19 protein-coding genes are annotated in these 18456 nt (G+C 36.6%); 15 read left to right on the top strand and 4 right to left on the bottom strand.

Features of this window, described 5'->3' with window-relative positions; genetic code table 11:
* Positions 1 to 17: 17 nt before the first annotated feature.
* Positions 18 to 917: a leucine-rich repeat domain-containing protein gene (locus H560_RS0107625; RefSeq protein WP_027379487.1), complete on the top strand. Its 900-nt coding sequence runs from the start codon at positions 18 to 20 to the stop codon at positions 915 to 917.
* Positions 918 to 1103: 186 nt separating this feature from the next.
* Here H560_RS0107625 and H560_RS0107620 read toward each other — a convergent pair whose 3' ends face one another.
* The gene (locus tag H560_RS0107620) at positions 1104 to 1427 is read right to left on the bottom strand and encodes a translation initiation factor (protein ID WP_027379486.1); all 324 of its coding nucleotides are present in this window, start codon (positions 1425 to 1427) and stop codon (positions 1104 to 1106) included.
* A 327-nt stretch (positions 1428 to 1754) separates the two neighbouring features.
* Between H560_RS0107620 and gpmI the strand changes: the two genes are divergently transcribed.
* The 5 genes from gpmI to H560_RS0107595 all read left to right on the top strand — a co-directional run bounded on the left by gpmI (position 1755) and on the right by H560_RS0107595 (position 6694).
* On the top strand, positions 1755 to 3296 hold the full coding sequence (gene gpmI / locus H560_RS0107615; RefSeq protein ID WP_027379485.1) for a 2,3-bisphosphoglycerate-independent phosphoglycerate mutase: 1542 nt from the start codon (positions 1755 to 1757) through the stop codon (positions 3294 to 3296).
* 142 nt (positions 3297 to 3438) lie between these two features.
* Positions 3439 to 4419: an acyl-ACP desaturase gene (locus tag H560_RS0107610; protein WP_027379484.1), complete on the top strand. Its 981-nt coding sequence runs from the start codon at positions 3439 to 3441 to the stop codon at positions 4417 to 4419.
* 92 nt (positions 4420 to 4511) lie between these two features.
* The gene (locus H560_RS0107605; RefSeq protein ID WP_027379483.1) at positions 4512 to 4943 is read left to right on the top strand and encodes a BT0820 family HAD-type phosphatase; all 432 of its coding nucleotides are present in this window, start codon (positions 4512 to 4514) and stop codon (positions 4941 to 4943) included.
* A 174-nt stretch (positions 4944 to 5117) separates the two neighbouring features.
* Positions 5118 to 5927, top strand: a complete 810-nt coding sequence (map, locus tag H560_RS0107600) for a type I methionyl aminopeptidase (RefSeq protein ID WP_027379482.1) — start codon at positions 5118 to 5120, stop codon at positions 5925 to 5927.
* Positions 5927 to 6694, top strand: coding sequence for a class I SAM-dependent methyltransferase (locus H560_RS0107595; protein WP_027379481.1), 768 nt, complete (start codon positions 5927 to 5929; stop codon positions 6692 to 6694). Before map ends, H560_RS0107595 begins: the two co-directional genes overlap by 1 nt.
* Before the next feature lie 35 nt (positions 6695 to 6729).
* On the opposite strand, the gene H560_RS0107590 is transcribed toward H560_RS0107595, so the two are convergent.
* From H560_RS0107590 to H560_RS0107580, 3 genes are all read right to left on the bottom strand, one after another.
* Entirely contained in the window at positions 6730 to 7437 is a 708-nt protein-coding gene (locus H560_RS0107590; RefSeq protein WP_081413941.1) for a T9SS type A sorting domain-containing protein, read from the bottom strand.
* 42 nt (positions 7438 to 7479) lie between these two features.
* Positions 7480 to 7809, bottom strand: coding sequence for a DMT family transporter (locus H560_RS0107585; RefSeq protein WP_027379479.1), 330 nt, complete (start codon positions 7807 to 7809; stop codon positions 7480 to 7482).
* Between the two features lie 105 nt (positions 7810 to 7914).
* Positions 7915 to 8478, bottom strand: a complete 564-nt coding sequence (locus H560_RS0107580; protein ID WP_027379478.1) for a Crp/Fnr family transcriptional regulator — start codon at positions 8476 to 8478, stop codon at positions 7915 to 7917.
* Between the two features lie 341 nt (positions 8479 to 8819).
* On the opposite strand from H560_RS0107580, the gene H560_RS0107575 reads away from it, so the two are divergent.
* The 9 genes from H560_RS0107575 to H560_RS0107540 all read left to right on the top strand — a co-directional run bounded on the left by H560_RS0107575 (position 8820) and on the right by H560_RS0107540 (position 18391).
* Positions 8820 to 9818 carry a LacI family DNA-binding transcriptional regulator gene (locus H560_RS0107575; protein ID WP_027379477.1) on the top strand — a complete coding sequence of 333 codons (999 nt, stop codon included), beginning with the start codon at positions 8820 to 8822 and terminating at the stop codon, positions 9816 to 9818.
* A gap of 34 nt (positions 9819 to 9852) precedes the next feature.
* Complete coding sequence (locus H560_RS0107570; RefSeq protein WP_027379476.1) at positions 9853 to 10755, top strand: carbohydrate kinase family protein; 903 nt, start codon at positions 9853 to 9855, stop codon at positions 10753 to 10755.
* Between the two features lie 36 nt (positions 10756 to 10791).
* Positions 10792 to 12039 (top strand): sugar MFS transporter, encoded by a 1248-nt coding sequence (locus H560_RS0107565; protein ID WP_027379475.1) that lies wholly within the window; start codon positions 10792 to 10794, stop codon positions 12037 to 12039.
* A gap of 3 nt (positions 12040 to 12042) precedes the next feature.
* The gene (locus tag H560_RS23295) at positions 12043 to 12723 is read left to right on the top strand and encodes a carbohydrate porin (RefSeq protein ID WP_228372441.1); all 681 of its coding nucleotides are present in this window, start codon (positions 12043 to 12045) and stop codon (positions 12721 to 12723) included.
* Positions 12724 to 12733: 10 nt separating this feature from the next.
* Positions 12734 to 13450 (top strand): carbohydrate porin, encoded by a 717-nt coding sequence (locus H560_RS23290; RefSeq protein ID WP_228372440.1) that lies wholly within the window; start codon positions 12734 to 12736, stop codon positions 13448 to 13450.
* Between the two features lie 35 nt (positions 13451 to 13485).
* Positions 13486 to 14331, top strand: a complete 846-nt coding sequence (locus H560_RS0107555) for a sugar phosphate isomerase/epimerase family protein (protein WP_027379474.1) — start codon at positions 13486 to 13488, stop codon at positions 14329 to 14331.
* Between the two features lie 117 nt (positions 14332 to 14448).
* On the top strand, positions 14449 to 15324 hold the full coding sequence (gene era / locus H560_RS0107550; RefSeq protein WP_027379473.1) for a GTPase Era: 876 nt from the start codon (positions 14449 to 14451) through the stop codon (positions 15322 to 15324).
* A gap of 65 nt (positions 15325 to 15389) precedes the next feature.
* Positions 15390 to 15818 carry a DoxX family protein gene (locus tag H560_RS0107545; protein ID WP_027379472.1) on the top strand — a complete coding sequence of 143 codons (429 nt, stop codon included), beginning with the start codon at positions 15390 to 15392 and terminating at the stop codon, positions 15816 to 15818.
* 170 nt (positions 15819 to 15988) lie between these two features.
* Complete coding sequence (locus H560_RS0107540) at positions 15989 to 18391, top strand: alpha/beta hydrolase family protein (protein ID WP_027379471.1); 2403 nt, start codon at positions 15989 to 15991, stop codon at positions 18389 to 18391.
* The last annotated feature ends 65 nt before the right edge of the window (positions 18392 to 18456 follow it).

Raw genomic sequence — 18456 nt, 5'->3', positions numbered from 1 at the left:
GTGGCTTTTTCTGTTTTATGAAAAAATTACTTTTTGCAATTTCTATTCTCATCATTTCTCAGGTCAAAGCCCAGATAGACCCTGTAAAATATCCTACCTATACAAATATTGACGAAGCATTGAAAAGCGGGAAAACCGTTTACAGCATGAGCATCAGGGAGAAAGGGATGTTTAATCTTCCTCCTGAAATTCAGCGGTTGAATTCAATTTTTTTTCTGAATCTGATGGGAAATAAATTTGAAAAAATGGATGAATCTATTTTTGTATTAAAAGATTTATCTATTTTAAATTTAAATGAAAACAGCATTAAATTTATTCCCGATGAAATTGCAGAGCTCCAGAATCTGGAAAGCTTTTCTATGAATTTAAACAGTCTTACAAACATCAATCCGAATGTTGCAAAACTTCAAAAATTAAAGGTTATCCAGCTGGATGCCAATAACCTGAATATTTTTCCCGAAGCTTTACTTCAAATACCAAGTCTTGAGGAAATTAACCTGCAGGGCAACCAGATCAGCTTTATTGCGAAAGATTTAGACCAGATTAAAAATTTAAAATCATTAAATCTTTCTGCAAACCAGATTAATGATCTAGGTAACCTGGAATTTCCCAAACAAATAAAATACCTGGAATTGCAGCAGAATTCCATTACAAAACTTCCTGAAAAGCTGTTTCAGTCCAAAAATCTTGAATTTTTAAATGTAAGTCAGAACAACATCAAAGAAATTTCACCAAAAATAAAAGGTTTAAAAAATGTTGTCAGCATCAATCTGGCGAATAATAATTTAAAAGACCTTCCTAAAGAATTTTCTGATCTGAAAAATCTTAAAACATTAATACTAACGGGTAATCCAATGGAAAAATCAACAATTGAAAAATTAAAAAACCTCATGCCGCAAACGCAGATTTATTTTTAAACTTATTTACTTTACCACAAAAGATGCAAAAAAATATTATTGGATATTTAAATTTAGAATTTCAAAAGTTGTAAAGAATCAAATCAAAGATTTTAAAAAACTTATGTGTTCTTTTTGCGGTTTTACGATAACTTAAAATAACTAAAGTGTTAAAATCTTTTGTGACTTTTGTGGTAAAAGTAAAAACTATCCGCCAACTCTTTTGGTTTTATACCCCATTTCTTTAAGGATATTCATTATTTTATCGCGATTATCCCCTTGAATAATGATCGTTCCATCCTTTTCAGAACCGCCTATTCCTAAGGTGGTTTTTATTTTTTTTGAGATTTTCTTAAGGTCTTCCTCACTGCCTTCCCAGCCTTCAACAATAGTTACGGGCTTACCGTTCCTTCCTTTTTTCTCAAATTTGCATACCAAAGGTTCTTTCTGCTTGAATTGTTCTTCAGGCATCGTAAAATCCTGCTCTTCATGGTCAGGAAAAAGGTTTTTCAGTTGATCTCTTAAATCCATAGAGCAAAATTAATAAAATATTTAAGGAGAAAAAATACGGATATTATAATATTTGCGATAATTAAATCTTCGTGAGCTTTTCTAAATAAAACGCCTTTGCGAACTAAAAAAGTATAGTACTAAAAGAAAAGCTTCGCGGACTTCGCGTTAAAAAAATATCCACAATATTATCCAACCTCACATGTTTTTTAAACCTATGAGGTTTATCATTTTAAGAAATATTCAAAAATCAACAGCAGAAAACAAAATTTTAAACAAAATTTAAGTACCTCAATTCTTCCATTCATTTCAAAATAAATAAATTTGTAATACAAAAGTTTATACAAGATGTCGAAAAAAGCAATATTAGCGATCCTTGACGGATGGGGATTGGGAATGAATCCGGACGTTTCTGCCATAGATAAAGCAAATACACCATTTATAGATAACTGCCTTAAAAATTTTCTTCATACAACGCTTGAAGCAAGCGGATTAGCTGTTGGATTACCAGCTGGCCAGATGGGAAATTCTGAAGTAGGACACATGAATTTGGGCGCAGGAAGAGTAGTTTATCAAAACCTGGTAAAGCTGAATATGGCAGTGGAAAACGGTTCATTGGGTCAGCAGAAAGTCATTCAGGATGCTTTTGAATATGCTAAAAGGGAAAATAAAAAAATACACTTTATAGGATTAGTCTCAGATGGGGGAGTTCATTCACATATCAATCATTTAAAAGGTCTTTTGACGGCCGCCCATGAATTCGGGCTACATGAAAATGTCTTTGTTCATGCTTTTACAGACGGCCGCGACTGTGATCCGCACTCTGGAAAAGGATTCATTGAAGATCTTGAAAAGCACATGGAAAAAACGGTTGGAAAACTGGCGACAGTGGTAGGAAGATACTATGCAATGGACCGTGACAAAAGATGGGAACGTGTAAAAATAGCTTATGATGCGATGGTGGAAGGTGTTGGAGATCAGACTACAAATGCATTGCTGGCCATCCAGAAATCGTACGATGAGAATATTACGGATGAATTCATGAAGCCAATCATTATGATTGATTCTACAGCAATCGGGAATGTGGTTCCCGTGGCTAAAATTACGGATCATGACGTGGTTATCTGCTTCAATTTCCGTACAGACAGAGGCCGAGAGATCACAGAAGTGCTTTCCCAGCACGATAATTCTGAATATTTCATGAGAAAGCTTCCGCTTTATTATGTGACATTAACTAATTATGATAAAACTTTCCAGAATGTTCACGTAGTTTTCGATGAAGAAGTTTTAAAGGAAACAATGGGCGAAATTTTAGAAAGAAACCATAAAACGCAGATCAGAATTGCAGAAACGGAGAAATATCCTCACGTTACCTTCTTCTTTTCAGGAGGCAGGGAAGAGCAGTTCATCGGCGAAAAAAGATTGCTTTGTCCGAGCCCGAAAGACGTTCCTACTTATGATTTAAAACCGGAAATGTCTGCCTATGATATTACAAATGCCATTGTCCCCGAACTTGAAAACGAAACAGCAGATTTTATTTGTTTAAATTTTGCCAATACAGATATGGTGGGGCATACCGGTGTTTTTTCAGCAGCAGTAAAAGCGGCGGAAACAGTAGATAAATGTATCGAAAAAGTAGCAACTACGGCTTATGAGCACGGCTATGCAGTTTTCATCCTTGCAGATCACGGAAATTCTGATGTGATGATAAACCCGGACGGAAGCCCGAATACACAGCACTCTACGAACCTTGTTCCGTTTATCGTAATGGATAAAGACCATACCTGGAATCTTAAGCCTGGGAAATTAGGAGATGTTGCTCCGACTATTTTGAAAGTAATGGGAGTGGAAATTCCGGAAATCATGACAGGTGACATTTTAGTTAGCTAAAATTCAATAATAATAAGAAAAATTGCCGTTATATTTTTTTTATAACGGTTTTTTATGATTAATATCAGAAAGAATTAACAAAATATTATGTCTTAAATAATAATAAAATTCTAACTTTGTAGTTTAATTCTAAATTCTAAAAATGTATCAGAAGCTTGTAAGGAAAGAGGTAATGGGAATCTTGGAAAAGGAAGTCGGTTCTTTTCTGGATAAATTTTTAACGCCGATTGAAAAAATCTGGCAGCCTTCAGATTATCTTCCGGATCCGTCAAGTGCTGATTTTAAATATGATTTAGAAGAAATCCAGACTTTCGCAAGGGAGATGCCGTATGATTTATTCGTAACCTTAATCGGAGACTGTATTACGGAAGAGGCATTGCCATCCTATGAATCATGGCTTATGGGTGTGGAAGGCATTGATCAGGAAAAACCTGAAATCGGCTGGGCAAACTGGATAAGAGCCTGGACTGCAGAAGAAAACAGACACGGTGATTTGCTTAGCAAATATCTTTATCTGTGCGGAAGGGTAAACATGAGAGAAGTGGAAGTTACAACCCAGTACCTTATCAATGACGGTTTTGACCTTGGTACAAGCATGGACCCTTACAGAAATTTCGTGTATACAAGCTTTCAGGAAACAGCTACTAATATTTCTCACAGAAGAGTAGGTACGCTGGCAAAGCAATCCGGAAACGGAAAGCTGGCAAAAATGTGCGGTGTTATTGCTGCAGATGAAGCAAGACATGCTAAAGCTTACAAATATTTCGTTACAAAAATCTTAGAAATAGACCCATCTGAGATGATTCTTGCCTTCGAAGATATGATGCGTAAGAAAATCGTGATGCCGGCTCACATGATGAGACAATCCGGACAGAAGGCGGGTGAGCTTTGGGGACATTTTTCGGATGCTGCTCAGAGATGCATGGTGTACACTGGACAGGATTACATCAATATTTTGAAAGACTTATTGGATGAATGGAAGATTGAACACGTAAAAGGTCTTACGGAAACGGCTGAAAAAGCTCAGGAATACCTAATGAAATTACCGGGAAGATTACAGAAAATTACGGACAGAATTTCTACACCGGATTTACAATTCCAGTTTAATTGGGTAAAAAGCTAGTCCATATTATCATTAAATTATAAAACTAAGGAGTGCTGATTTTATTGGCACTTTTTTTATTTGTATCTTTGCACTTCAAAATTATATTCAAAATGATGAATAATAAGAAAATTGCTGTAGATTTTGACGGAACGATCGTTGATGACGCTTATCCTGCAATTGGCAAGCCGAAAATTTTTGCATTTGAAACATTAAGAAGACTTCAGAGTGAAGGATACAGACTTATCCTCTGGACATACAGACATGGTAAAACCCTTGATGAAGCCGTAGAATTCTGTAAACAAAACGGGATAGAATTTTATGCTGTAAACTCAAGTTTTGAAGGTGAAGTTTTTGATCCTGAAAACCAATCAAGAAAACTGGATGCAGACTGGTTTATCGATGACCGTAACTTAGGCGGATTCCCAGGTTGGGGTGAGATCTACAATATTATTCAGGAAAGAATAGAGTTCCGTGTAGAAGGGAAAGAGGTTTTGGCCTATTCCAAACTTAAAAAAGAAAAGAAAAAAGGATTATTCTGGTAGATAATTTAGAAATTAGAAGTTAGATGTTAGAAATCAGTTTTTAATGTTGCTTTTAATTTTGTTTAAATTTTACCAGAAAATAAAAGATATTATGAATTTAAATTAAAACTTAAATAATCTACGAAGTTTTAAAAACTAATTTCTAACATCTAATATCTAACATCTATATTAGAAATGATTCAATTAAAAACTATAGACGAACTGCGTCTGATGAAGGAAAGTGCCCGTTTGGTTTCAAAAACACTGGGAATGCTGGCGAAAGAAATCAAGCCCGGAATCACCACTTTATACCTTGATAAATTAGCTCACGATTTTATAAAAGATCACGGCGCTGAGCCCGCTTTTTTAGGATATGGAGGTTTTCCGTATTCATTATGTATCTCACCAAACGAACAGGTGGTTCACGGTTTCCCGAATAAGGATGAAATCAAAGAAGGCGACGTTCTTTCTGTAGACTGCGGTGCCATTTTAAATGGTTTTGTAGGCGACCATGCCTATACTTTTGAAATCGGGGAAGTAAGTCCGGAAACAAAAAAGCTGTTAAAAGTAGCAAAAGAATCCCTTTACAAAGGAATTGAGCAATGTGTAAGAGGAAAAAGGATAGGGGATATTTCTTATGCTATCCAGAGACATTGCGAGCAGGAAGGTTATGGCGTTGTAAAAGAGCTTGTAGGGCATGGTTTGGGAAGGCAGATGCATGAAGACCCACAGGTTCCGAATTATGGAAGACAGGGAAGCGGCAAGGTGATTAAAGACGGCCTGGCCATTGCTATTGAACCAATGATTAACCTGGGAACAGACAAAGTGAAATTCCATAATGACGGATGGACAGTGACAACACTGGATAATCAGCCGTCCGCACACTTTGAGCATGATGTGGCTGTAATCAATGGGAAACCGGTATTGCTTTCCACTTTTCAGTATATTTACGAAGCTTTGGGCATCGAAACGGATGAAGAAAAGCGTTTTCAATTGGATTTTTAATGAAAAAAATCACTAAGCTTTTACTAAATAAAATTCCACGGCCGGTGCTTATTAAAATGAGTATCTGGGCGAGACCTCTTATTTATAAATTTTTCGCGGGAGATCAGTTTTTTGACCCTATTGACGGAAGGTCATACAGAAAGTTTCTTCCTTACGGATACGGAACTCAGAGGGAAAATGCCTTATCCCCGGGAACATTAAGCCTGGAAAGGCACCGCCAGATGTGGCTGTACCTTCAAAATGAAACCGATTTTTTCATTAAAAACTATAAAGTTCTGCATATTGCTCCAGAGCAGGAATTCTTAAGAAAATTCAAGAGAATGAGGAATCTGGATTATATCTCTGCTGACCTCTATTCTCCCATTGTTGATGTGAAAGCGGATATTCTTAATCTGCCTTTCGCCGATGAAAGCTTTGATGTTGTTTTCTGCAACCATGTGTTGGAGCATATAGAAGACGATGCAAAAGCAATGAGTGAATTGTACAGGGTTTTAAAGCCCGGCGGATGGGGAATTTTACAGGTTCCCATGAAAAACTCTCTGGAAAAAACATACGAGGATTTTACCATCAAAGACCCGAAGGAGCGCCAGAAGCATTTCGGGCAGTACGATCATGTACGCTGGTATGGGATGGATTATTTTGACCGTTTAAGAAGGGCCGGTTTTGAAACAGAACCTAACTTTTACTCTCAGAATTTTTCCGAAGAAGAAATTAAAAAATACGGGCTCAGGAAAAATGAAATTTTACCGGTAGTCTACAAAAAATAATAAAAAACGTCTTCAAATGGAGACGTTTTTTGTTTTTACTTTTTAATAAATTTGTATGAATTATGGCCTTTTAAAATTAAAATATATTGGCCCGGTAAAAAATTCTTCGTGTTTATTTTCACTTTTTTATCACTGCTTTTTCCTTCATACACCAAACTGCCCGACATATCAAAAACCTTTACTGACAAGTCATTTTCAATGTTTTCAACGGTAAAAGTATCTTTTGCGGGATTGGGGAAGAAAACTGGGCTTTTTTTGTTTTGATTTTCTTTTGTTTCCAAAATAAAACTGTTATAATAAACCTTATTTCCGTTCGCAATATTAGTGATAATCAAAGTTTTTCCAGTTCCGTTAGCCACAATTTCATAGCTGAAAGCATTTCCTACAGATGGGTTTACGTAAAAATCACAATTCTTTTGGTCATAACCCTGCACAGCGGTCATATTGCTCCCGAAATAATCAGCAATGGTACAGCCGCCTGAGCTGCTTTTCATAAAAGCGTCACTTACGGTTGAAAATGTGATAGGAATTCCAGCAATATTAAAATATTTAGAATTAAATACATAATTATTGGAAACCAAAGCAAAAGTGGAAGGCTGAACTGTGATATCCATTGCCGGAGTAGTAATTGTCTGTCCGTTGATCGTCATTTTGGAAATATACCAACTGGTATTAAACAGCTCGCTGGTATTTTGCGCCCACATACAACTGCTTAAAAATACAAATAATAAAGCTTTTCTCATGATTAATTAATTTTAATCAAAGATAATCAAAAAGCCTTTTGTTTAATGTGAAGAAACAGCTTTTAATCCTACAACAGAGCCAATTAAGGTAACAATAAAGAAAATTCTCCAGAAGCTTACAGGATCTTTAAAAAAGAAAATTCCCATCAGAACTGTTCCCACCGCACCAATTCCTGTCCAGACCGCATAAGCAGTACCAATAGGGAGGGTCTGTGTTGCTTTTATCAGTAAAAGCATGCTGATGGTAAGTGAAACAAGAAAACCGGCAAACCAAAAATACATTGTTGTGCCCGTTGTTTCCTTTACTTTTCCCAGACATGATGCAAAAGCAACTTCAAATAATCCAGCAATAATTAAGATGATCCAATTCATTTTTTATACTTTTCTGATGCAAATTTCAGTATTTAAAATGACTTAAAATTTTACAATTGTTAAAAAATGAAAGTAAATTCAGAGCCCAACCCTGAAACATTCTCTTCACTTAAACTCCGCCCGAATCCTGCTCAGGCTAACCTGCGAGATACCCAGATAAGAAGCAATATGGCCCAGCTGGACACGTTTAAAAAGATCAGGCTTATCTCTCATTAAATCTGTATATCTTTCCGAAGCAGTTTTAAATTGTCTTGAAATAATAAGCTCTTCGGTTTTTACAAGCTCCCTTTCCGCAAATTTTCTCCCCCAGTTGGCAATATGAATATCTTCATTATAAAGCTTTCTTAAATCTTCTGTGTTAAGCTTATACAATTCGCAACTTTCCAAGAGTTCAATATTCTCATAGCCCGGCTTATTCTCCACATAACTTTTCATTGAAACCACAGTTTCGCCTTCGTTTCCAAACCAGAAGGTAATATCTTTATCTTCAGTGGATGCGTAGGCACGGACAATTCCTTTTTTTACAAAATAAATGTACGGTATTACCTTATCAGCTTCCATGAGACAGAAGTTTTTAGGCTGAGATAATTCTATAATATGATGTTTTAATTTTGATCGTGAAGAATCAGGAAGGGTATATATCCTGTTTAAGATTTCGTCTATATCCATATCAAAAAGTGAATGTGGTATCAAAAGTATTCGTTTTCAACTATTTCGCATCAATTATTGTTAAGAATTTTGAAAAATTTTAAAATTTTAATAATTTTTTAGGAATAAACGTTTAACCAAATTATGAACTTAAATACCGTTCTGTTCATATTTAGTTAATATTAATTATTTCAATCATTTCGTTTAAATACTTAATTAATTGATTTTAAACAAGATAAGATAAATTATTGCTTATTTTTTTAAAAGGCGCGAAAATACAACTATTTTTTAAACAGCCAAAAAAATCTGCCTATTGTTTTTTATGTTTTTTATGAAATATTTTTGCGCTGAAAGTATAAAATATGAAAAGAGCTTCCATCAAAGACATAGCCAGAATTGCACAGGTTTCCGTTGCAACCGTTTCCTATGTCTTAAACAAAAAAGAAGGAAGCAGGATAAGTGAAACTACTAAAAAGAGAATTCTCGAGGTAGCAGAAGAGATTAATTATACTCCGAATAAAATTGCTAAGAGCTTGAAAATGAGCAAAAGCAAATTAATCGGGCTTATCGTTGCAGATATTTCCAACGACTTTTATTCAAATATAGCCAGAAGCATCGAAGATGAAGCCATGAAGCTTGGATATACGCTTCTCATCGGAAGTTCTGATGAAAATCCCGAAAAATTCAAAAAACTGACTGAACTTTTTTCTGAACAGCAGGTAGACGGCATGATCGTAGCTCCTGTAGTAGATTCTGACGATGCCATCAATAAGCTGATTGCAGAAGAATACCCAATCGTAACCATTGACCGTTATTTAAAAAATGTTAGCCTGCCGGGAGTAATGATCAACAATTCTGAGATTTCTGAGTTTATCTGCAATCATTTGCTTCAGAAAGATTTTGATGAATTGATTTATGTAGGATATGACACGAAGCTTCCTCATTTGCTGGACAGGCAGGATGGCTTTGATAAAAGAATTACAAGTTCTGATATTACGGTAAAAAGACTGTTGATTGGTATTCATAATATCACGGAAGAAGTTCATTTAAAGCTTAAACAAAATCTGGATTCTTCTAAAAAAACAGCCATTTATTTTTCAAGTAACAAGCTGGGAATTGCAGGATTAAGGTATTTAAATGATAACGGGATCAGGGTTCCTGAAGACGTTTCTGTAATTGCGTTTGACGAAACTGAAGCATATCATCTTTTCCCGACGGAAATCAGTTTTATACAGCAGCCTTTAATCGAAATGGCAAAAGAATCTGTTAAGCTCCTTGACAATCAGATCAATAATTATACTCCTGACGGAAAAAGGGTAACTTTTCATGCAAAATTCATGGAGAGAAGCTCTGTACTATAAAAAATTTTAATCAATTTAATTAAACGTTTAACCAATGGTAAACAATAAAAATTCTTATATCGTATGTTTTGGTGAGGTTCTTTGGGATATTTTCCCGGAAGGCTCGAGAGCGGGTGGTGCACCATTCAATGTAGCTTACAATGTTCATAAAACCGGTGTGGATGTGAAAATGCTCAGCAGAATCGGGGATGATCAATTAGGCCAAAAACTAATTGACCAGATAAAAGGCTGGGGAATTACCACAGATTATATTCAGATTGATAAAGAAAATCCAACAAGTACGGTTATAGCGAAGATCGATGAGCATAATGAGGCTTCTTATGAAATTATTGATCAGGTAGCATGGGATTATATTGAGATTTTACCTGAACATAAAGAATTGATTTCAAATGCAGAAGCTTTCATTTTCGGAAGTCTGGCCGCCAGAAATGAAAAAACTAAAAACACGCTTCTTCAGTTGCTTGAATACGCAAAACTGAAAGTTTTTGACGTTAATTTCAGGCCGCCGTTTATTGATATTGAATTAATCAAAACCCTTTTACATAAAGCAGATATTGTAAAAATGAACAAGGCAGAAATGCGCCAGATTATGGCCTTTCTGGGTGAAGAATACAAAAGTGAAGACGAAAGTGCCGCGCTTATTCAAAAGCATTTTGATATACAGGAAATTATTCTGACCAAAGGAAGCAAAGGCGCACGGTATTTTGTAGGAAATCACAATTACGGTTTCACGGCCATCCCTATCACCATTGCTGATACGGTGGGAAGCGGTGATGCTTTTCTTTCCGGATTTATTTCTAAAAGGATTAAAGGAGAAAGCCCGGAAAATATTATGAATGAAGCTATATCAATGGGTGCATTCATCACTTCAAAATCAGGGGCATGCCCGGATTATGAATACCCCGAATTCGAAAAATTCAAAACTGAAAATATTTAAAATTATTATTAACGCTTAAAACGTAAAAACACACACATGAACTCAGTAAAATTCACAGAAAAGAAATACATTGTCGTACTGGCATTTGTTACTTCTTTATTCTTTTTTTGGGCGATTGCGCTCACGATGGGAGATGTTTTAAATAAACATTTCCAGAACGTACTTCACATTTCCAAATCACAATCCGGACTAGTACAGCTTTCCATTTTTGGTGCCTATGCTATGATGGGAATTCCTGCGGGACTTTTTATGAAAAAGTTCGGTTATAAAATGGGAGTTATTTTGGGACTTACTTTATTTGCCGGCGGATGCTTTCTGTTTGTTCCTGCAGCAAATATGGCTTCATTTGATTTTTTCAGAATCGCACTTTTTATTCTGGCATTAGGAATGGCAACGCTGGAAACGGTAGCGCATCCATTTGTGGCTTCATTAGGTGATGAAAGAACGAGCGACCAAAGGGTTAACTTTGCTCAGTCTTTTAACGGGCTTGGAGCCATTGTCGGGCCTTTGCTTGGAGGATTCTTTATTTTCGGGGGAGCCGGGGAAGACAATTCTTTGGATTCGGTTAAAAGCCTTTACACATGGATTGGTATTGTGGTGCTTGTATTAGCCGTTATGTTCTCTTTTATTAAAGTTCCGGCTTTAAAAGACCCTCATAACGAAGAAACTGAAATGCTTGAACACGCTACCGGAGAAGACCATCATACTGAAAAAGTAGATCCCGGAGCTCCTCTCTGGAAGCAGAGACACTTTGTTTTTGCAGTTATTGCACAGTTTTTCAATATTGCGGCACAAGGTGGGACGTGGGCATTTTTCATTAATTATGGTGTCGAAAAAATGCATCTTCAGGAAACACAAGCCTCCTATTATTTTTCATTGAGTATGGCTATGATGATGGTGGGAAGATTTGTGGGAACGTTCTTAATGAGATACATTGCTCCCAATAAAGTATTGGCTATTTTCACGGCTTGTAATATTATCCTTTGCCTGATTATATCTCAAAGCTTCGGATGGGTTTCTTTCATCAGCCTGATTATGCTTAATTTATTCCTAAGCGTAATGTATCCTACTATTTTTAGCCTTGGATTGAAAAAATTAGGCGGAAAAGTTCATCAGGCCTCATCTTTCCTTGTAATGGCGATGTTTGGAGGTGCGTTTTTCACCCCGATCATGGGTGAAATTGCAGAAACAGATGTAGCCCACGCTTACTTACTACCGATTATCTGCTATGTGATTATCGTATTGTTTGCTTTAAAATTTTATAAACCTAAAACGTTAAAGTAAATCATGAAAAATACAATTCTAAAAGGCTGTTTTTTGATATTAATCATCTTCAGCCAGAAAAGTCATGCGCAGATTCAGATTACCAATAAGAAATTTTCATTCGGTACTACAGGAAGAATCGGGGCCGCCTATTCCCCGAATGCGGACGGACGGACCGGAAGACAATTAAATCTTGCCAATCAGGGATCTTTGGGGGGAAGGATGGATCAGGGAGATTATGTGGATTTTTTGCCGTCTTTTCATTTCACTCCGGTGGTGGGTGACAGCGCAAAGAAAACGCAGATTGATATGCAGGCCAGGCTAAGCTTTTATTCCGGCGGGACATTTTTGGGAAATGTAGATACAAAATCGAATCAGGGAATGATTGTCGCGTTACCAGAAGCTTTTGTAGAAGCCAGAAACATTATGGGTAGCGACTGGGATGTTTGGGCAGGTTCCCGATGGTTAAGATTTGATGATGTTCACATTGCGGATTATTTTTATTTTGATGATCATTCTGCTACAGGATGGGGAGTAAGGCATAAAAACACAAGATTCTCTATGTTTTTCCCTGCTGCAATTGATACGCTTGCCAGTAATTCTACACCGTATTCTTACACCAAGTATTATCAGCGGAGGAAAAAACCTGATTTACAGACAAAGGGAAGTTTTTGTACTGGAACACACCATACCTTTAAAAAATAATGAGCATAAAGTGAAATTACTAGCGGAGTTCCATACAGTTGATAAATCCGGAAAACATTCTGTAGAAAATTATCCTTCTGATAACGGATGGGTTTTGGGCGCAAAATTAAATTCAAACTTAAAAACAAAATTACCGGGCTCATTTAACCAGATTTCTGTACGTTATGGCGCAGGAATTGCCAACGGCGGTGAATCCGGAAACAGCCAGACCTGGAGAACGTATGGAGCACCGGACGAAACTACAGGAACTTATAAAGGAGCCTATTCATTAACAGCTGTAGAGCATATCTTATTGAATTTATCCAACAGGTGGTCTTTAAACGGATACGCTGTATTCACCCACAGCAAGGGTGGAGCAGGCAGTGATAACAAAGCAATGGACTATTACAAAAGGGAAATTTTCAATAAAAAAACAGAATTTAATACCGGTATCAGAGCAACCTATTACTTTAATAACTGGTTCCATATCGTATCAGAACTACATTACGCACAGAGAAAAGACGGAAATCAGGATGCGGCTTCCATGATGAAGCTGGTATTGGCTCCTACCATTGTCCCAACAGCGGAAAGAAGCGTTTGGGCAAGGCCTCACATCAGGCTGATTGCTGAAGTGGCAAGATACAATGATCAGGCAATGAACAGTCTTTATTCACCATTTTTACAGCAGTCCGGCGCCAAGAGGTTCGGAACTTATTTTGGGGTAAGAACAGAATGGTGGGTGTTTTAATGAGTAATGGATAATTAATGTAATTATAATTAATAATGAATATAAAATTTGGGGCATCACTTCTCTCGTGGATTACACCGGTATGGAGCGCTGAAGCAGGAAAATATGCCATCGAAAAAACAGCAAATGCGGGCTTTGATCTCATTGAGATTCTCCTTCCTTCAACAATGGAATTTAATGCTAGAGAAGTTAAAGCCCAGCTTAAAAATAATAACCTGGAAGCTGTCTGTTCTTTAAACCTTCCTAAAGAAGCGCATATTGCCTTTCATCCGGAAGCTGCGGAAAGTTTAATTAAAAAAGCGATTGATAAAACCTCAGAGCTTGAAACTGATTTTCTTGGCGGAGTGCTTCATGGAGGAATCGGTGTGTTTTCCGGCGATCCTTTGACGGAAAATGAAGCGGATATCATTGTTGAAGTATGGAGTAAAGTTGCTGATTATGCCAAAGAAAAAGGTGTAAATATAGGCATCGAGCCGATCAACCGTTATGAAACTTACGTTTGTAACACTGCAAAAAATATATTGGATTTAATTTCAAAAACAGGTAAGGATAATTTATTCCTGCATCTTGACACTTTCCACATGAATATTGAGGAAAACAACTTCTACGAACCTGTTTTACTGGCCGGAAAGAAGCTCAAACATATTCACATGACAGAATCCCACCGGGGAATGTTGGGTGAGGGAACCGTTAACTGGAATGAATTATTTAAAGCTTTAAAAGAAATTAATTTCGAAGGAAACCTGGTTTTGGAAAATTTCTCATCATCCATTCCCGGAATGCAGCAGATGGTTTCTTTATGGCAGAAGTCTCCACATGATGCTGAGGAGCTGGCCCTGGGAAGCCTGAAGTTTATGAAGAACCAATTAAATCAATTATAAAACCTTTGATGAAAGCCTTTTCAATTACGGAAAGGCTTTTTATTTTAAATATTCCCAAATAGTCGGGAAGACCAGATTTGTTTTTAGTAACTTTGCACTTTCATAACTTAATTTTTTATGCACAAAGCAGGATTTGTAAATATAGTTGGGAAGCCCAATGCCGGAAAATCTACCTTACTGAATCAGCTCATGGGGGAGAAGCTGGCCATTGTAACGCAAAAGGCTCAAACAACACGTCACAGAATTTTTGGAATTTATAATGAAGATGACTTGCAGATCGTATTTTCCGATACTCCCGGAGTATTGGACCCGAAGTACGGCTTACAGGAAAAAATGATGGATTTTGTAAAGGATTCTTTGCAGGATGCAGATGTTTTTCTCTTCATTGTAGATGTTACCGACAAAGCGGAACCTTCTGAATTTTTGATTGATAAATTAAATAAAATTCCTGTTCCCGTATTACTTTTGCTCAATAAAGTAGACCAGACGAACCAGGAAGGTCTGGAAAAACTGGTGGAAGACTGGCACAACAGGATTCCGAAAGCGGAAATCCTTCCTATTTCGGCCCTGAATGCTTTTAATACGGATATTATTCTTCCGAAGCTGAAATCCATGCTTCCTGAAAATCCTCCTTATTACGATAAAGACCAGTACACGGATAAGCCTGAAAGATTTTTTGTGAATGAAGCAATTCGTGAAAAGATCCTTTTGAATTATGATAAAGAAATTCCTTATTCTGTGGAAGTTGTAACGGAACAGTTTAAAGAAAAAGAAGGAATTATCTTTATAGATTCTATTATCTATGTGGAAAGAGATACCCAAAAGGGAATTATCATCGGCCACAAAGGAGAGGCTATTAAAAAAGTAGGAACAGAATCCAGACTGGATCTTGAACAGTTTTTTAACAAAAAAATTCACTTAAATTTATTCGTAAAAGTGAAGAAAGACTGGAGAAAAAACGACAGAGATTTAAAAAATTTCGGTTACCGGTAAACTAAAACACTTTAAAAACTTTTCTGATAGAAGATTTTCATTATCTTTAATTAAATTTTAACTTAATGAACTATTTGAACTCAAATTCTGATACGGTTTTAAAAGATATTATTTTGTTGGTTGTGAGAGTATTTATTGGTTTTGCCATGCTGTCTCACGGTTTTCCTAAGCTGCAGATGCTGTTGGAAGGCGGAAAGTCTGATTTTTATGACTTTCTGGGATTAGGCCCTCAAATTTCTTTGATTTTAACGGTGTTTGCAGAATTTGTGTGTTCAATTTTCCTTATTCTTGGGCTTTTTACAAGAATCGCTTTAGGATTTCTGATCTTTACGATGGCCATTGCGGGTTTTGTAGTTCATGGAGCAGATCCATTTGCAAAACAGGAACTAAGCCTGATTTATTTATCTGTTTTTCTTCTTTTGATCATTTTCGGGGCGGGAAAAATCTCCGTTGATTACATGATTGAGAAAAGAAAAAGAGCCAGCGACTGGTAATTAATTATGATTTAAGATATAAGGCAGTAAGTTTTCTTGCTGCTTTTTTTTATGTTTAAACTGAATGTATTGATTTGATAATCTGAAACGAATTTCACCGAAACTAAACTTGATGAACATTGGTTTTTATGGTTAAATTAAAATCATTAAATTCGTCGAAAAGAGTATATATGAAGATAAAACTAACAATATGCCTTCTTGCGTTTCTTAATTTTTATGATGCACAGGAAAATATTAGCTATCAAAAGCCTTCTGCAGAAATTCTTAAACTTGCAGATTACGAAAGACCACCCAGTGTTTCTATGAACAGTAAAAAAGACTGGATTGTTTTTACCTATCGTCCGACTTATAAAACACTTGAAGATCTTAGTCAGCAGGAAATGAAATTGGGAGGATTAAGAATCAATCCGGTGACCAATATTTCGAGTTCTGCGACTTATTCTAATAACATTAAGGTCAGAAAAATTAATGACAAAACAGAGGTTCAGGTTAAAAACTTACCTTCAAACCCAAAAATAACATACACTTCATTCTCTCCGGATGAAAAAAAGCTGGCCTTCACAAATACAACCAATAAAGGAGTTGAGCTTTGGGTTATAGATCTGGAAACAGCTACAGCAAAGAAAATTACATCAGATAACCTGAATGCTAACTTGGGAAGTCCGTATGTATGGTATAAAGATTCTCAAAACATTTTAATCAAAACGCTTCCGCAGAACAGACCTGCACTTATTGACTCAAGTAAAGATCTTCCAACCGGCCCTATAGTTTCAACCTCAGACGGAAAAGTTTCACAAAACAGAACGTATCAGGATCTTTTGAAAAATCCGCAGGATGAAAAGAATTTTGAAATCCTTACAGCATCCGATATTTACAATGTTGATCTCAATGGAAGCTTGAAGAAAGTGAAAGAACAGGATCTTTACACTGGTCTGAGCTTTTCACCAGACGGTAATTACCTGATGGCAACAACCATTAAAAAACCGTTTTCATATATCGTTCCCCTGAGCAGGTTCCCGATGACAACCACCGTTTATGATATGAGCGGAAATATGGTAAAGGTAGTAAACGAAGTTCCCCTGAATGAGATCATGCCTAAAGGTTTCTCATCCGTAAGAACCGGGAAAAGAGATATGAGCTGGAGAAGCGATATGCCGGCAACTTTGGTGTATGCTGAAGCTCTGGACGGCGGAGATCAGTCTAAAACAGTAGATTACAGGGATGAAGTTTTTACATGGGAAGCGCCATTTAATTCAAATCCGAAATCTTTTTTTAAGACAAAGCAGAGATATGAAGGAACCAGCTGGACCAATGATCATTACGCCATTGTTTCAGAAGGTTGGTATGATACAAGAAATACAAAATCTTTTTTGGTTGATTTGACTAACGGTGAATCAAAAGTAATAGATGACAGGAATTATCAGGATGTCTACAACGATCCGGGAAATTTCAATACCACTAAAAACCAATATGGAAGGTATGTCATCGATATGAAAGGTGAAAAATCTTATCTCATCGGAGCCGGATTTACGAAAGACGGGCAGCATCCTTTCATTGATGAAATGGATATGAAAACTTTAAAGAAGAAAAGACTTTACACTTCAAATTTAAAAGGGGCTAAAGAAGAAATCATTGATATTTTAAACCCTTCAAAAGGAGAAATTTTAACCATTCAGCAATCTTCAAGTCAGTACCCGAATTATTTTAAAAAGAATATTAAATCTAATAAAGCAACAGCAATAACCAGCTTTGCCAATCCTTTTGAAAGCATAAAAGATGTTTACAAGGAAGTAATTACATACAAAAGAAACGACGGGGTTACTTTAACCGGAACATTATATCTGCCTGCAAATTATGACAGGAAAGCAAAGAAAGAAAAGTTTCCTCTGCTGATCTGGGCATATCCTACAGAATATAAGGACAAAAATACGGCAGGGCAGAACACACAAAACCCGAACGATTTTACCTTCCCATATTACGGATCATTCGTGTACTGGACAGCGAAAGGCTACGCTGTTCTTGATGATGCTGCATTCCCGATCATCGGGGAAGGAAAAACAGAACCGAACGATACATTTATTCCGCAACTGGTGGCCAACGGGAAAGCTGCTATTGACGCTGTGGATCAGTTAGGTTATATCGACAGGACAAAAGTGGCTGTAGGAGGCCATTCTTACGGTGCTTTTATGACGGCAAACCTTTTGACCCATTCCAAGGATTACGCTTGTGGAATTGCCAGAAGTGGGGCTTATAACAGGACTTTAACCCCATTCGGATTCCAGAGTGAGCAGAGAAATTATTGGGATGTACCGGAAATTTACAATACAATGTCACCTTTCATGAATGCGGATAAAATGAAAACCCCGCTTTTATTGATTCACGGTGATGCAGATAACAATCCTGGAACATTTACTCTGCAGACGGAAAGATATTTCCAGGCCTTGAAAAACCTGGGAGCACCTGTAAAAATGGTTCTTTTACCTAAGGAAGCCCATGGATATGCTGCGAAAGAAAATATCCTGCATTTGCTTTGGGAACAGGATCAGTTCCTTGAAAAGTGCCTGAAAAAATAACATTGCAAACTCGTTCATTTCGAACGAGTTTTTTTATTTAAGATGACTTAAAATTTCAATTTATT

It is taken from the genome of Chryseobacterium daeguense DSM 19388 (assembly GCF_000430825.1).
Lineage (GTDB): Bacteria > Bacteroidota > Bacteroidia > Flavobacteriales > Weeksellaceae > Chryseobacterium > Chryseobacterium daeguense.
The sequence above is the reverse complement of the archived record's forward strand: the minus strand, read 5'-3'. Positions and strand labels throughout refer to the sequence as shown.

Excerpts from the sequence above, each read along its gene's own strand:
- H560_RS0107625 (WP_027379487.1), top strand. The coding sequence starts at position 18 with ATGAAAAAATTACTTTTTGCAATTTCTATTCTCATCATTTCTCAGGTC.
- H560_RS0107620 (WP_027379486.1), bottom strand. The coding sequence starts at position 1,427 with ATGGATTTAAGAGATCAACTGAAAAACCTTTTTCCTGACCATGAAGAG.
- gpmI (WP_027379485.1), top strand. The coding sequence starts at position 1,755 with ATGTCGAAAAAAGCAATATTAGCGATCCTTGACGGATGGGGATTGGGA.
- H560_RS0107610 (WP_027379484.1), top strand. The coding sequence starts at position 3,439 with ATGTATCAGAAGCTTGTAAGGAAAGAGGTAATGGGAATCTTGGAAAAG.
- H560_RS0107605 (WP_027379483.1), top strand. The coding sequence starts at position 4,512 with ATGATGAATAATAAGAAAATTGCTGTAGATTTTGACGGAACGATCGTT.
- map (WP_027379482.1), top strand. The coding sequence starts at position 5,118 with ATGATTCAATTAAAAACTATAGACGAACTGCGTCTGATGAAGGAAAGT.
- H560_RS0107595 (WP_027379481.1), top strand. The coding sequence starts at position 5,927 with ATGAAAAAAATCACTAAGCTTTTACTAAATAAAATTCCACGGCCGGTG.
- H560_RS0107590 (WP_081413941.1), bottom strand. The coding sequence starts at position 7,437 with ATGAGAAAAGCTTTATTATTTGTATTTTTAAGCAGTTGTATGTGGGCG.
- H560_RS0107585 (WP_027379479.1), bottom strand. The coding sequence starts at position 7,809 with ATGAATTGGATCATCTTAATTATTGCTGGATTATTTGAAGTTGCTTTT.
- H560_RS0107580 (WP_027379478.1), bottom strand. The coding sequence starts at position 8,478 with ATGGATATAGACGAAATCTTAAACAGGATATATACCCTTCCTGATTCT.
- H560_RS0107575 (WP_027379477.1), top strand. The coding sequence starts at position 8,820 with ATGAAAAGAGCTTCCATCAAAGACATAGCCAGAATTGCACAGGTTTCC.
- H560_RS0107570 (WP_027379476.1), top strand. The coding sequence starts at position 9,853 with ATGGTAAACAATAAAAATTCTTATATCGTATGTTTTGGTGAGGTTCTT.
- H560_RS0107565 (WP_027379475.1), top strand. The coding sequence starts at position 10,792 with ATGAACTCAGTAAAATTCACAGAAAAGAAATACATTGTCGTACTGGCA.
- H560_RS23295 (WP_228372441.1), top strand. The coding sequence starts at position 12,043 with ATGAAAAATACAATTCTAAAAGGCTGTTTTTTGATATTAATCATCTTC.
- H560_RS0107555 (WP_027379474.1), top strand. The coding sequence starts at position 13,486 with ATGAATATAAAATTTGGGGCATCACTTCTCTCGTGGATTACACCGGTA.
- era (WP_027379473.1), top strand. The coding sequence starts at position 14,449 with ATGCACAAAGCAGGATTTGTAAATATAGTTGGGAAGCCCAATGCCGGA.
- H560_RS0107545 (WP_027379472.1), top strand. The coding sequence starts at position 15,390 with ATGAACTATTTGAACTCAAATTCTGATACGGTTTTAAAAGATATTATT.
- H560_RS0107540 (WP_027379471.1), top strand. The coding sequence starts at position 15,989 with ATGAAGATAAAACTAACAATATGCCTTCTTGCGTTTCTTAATTTTTAT.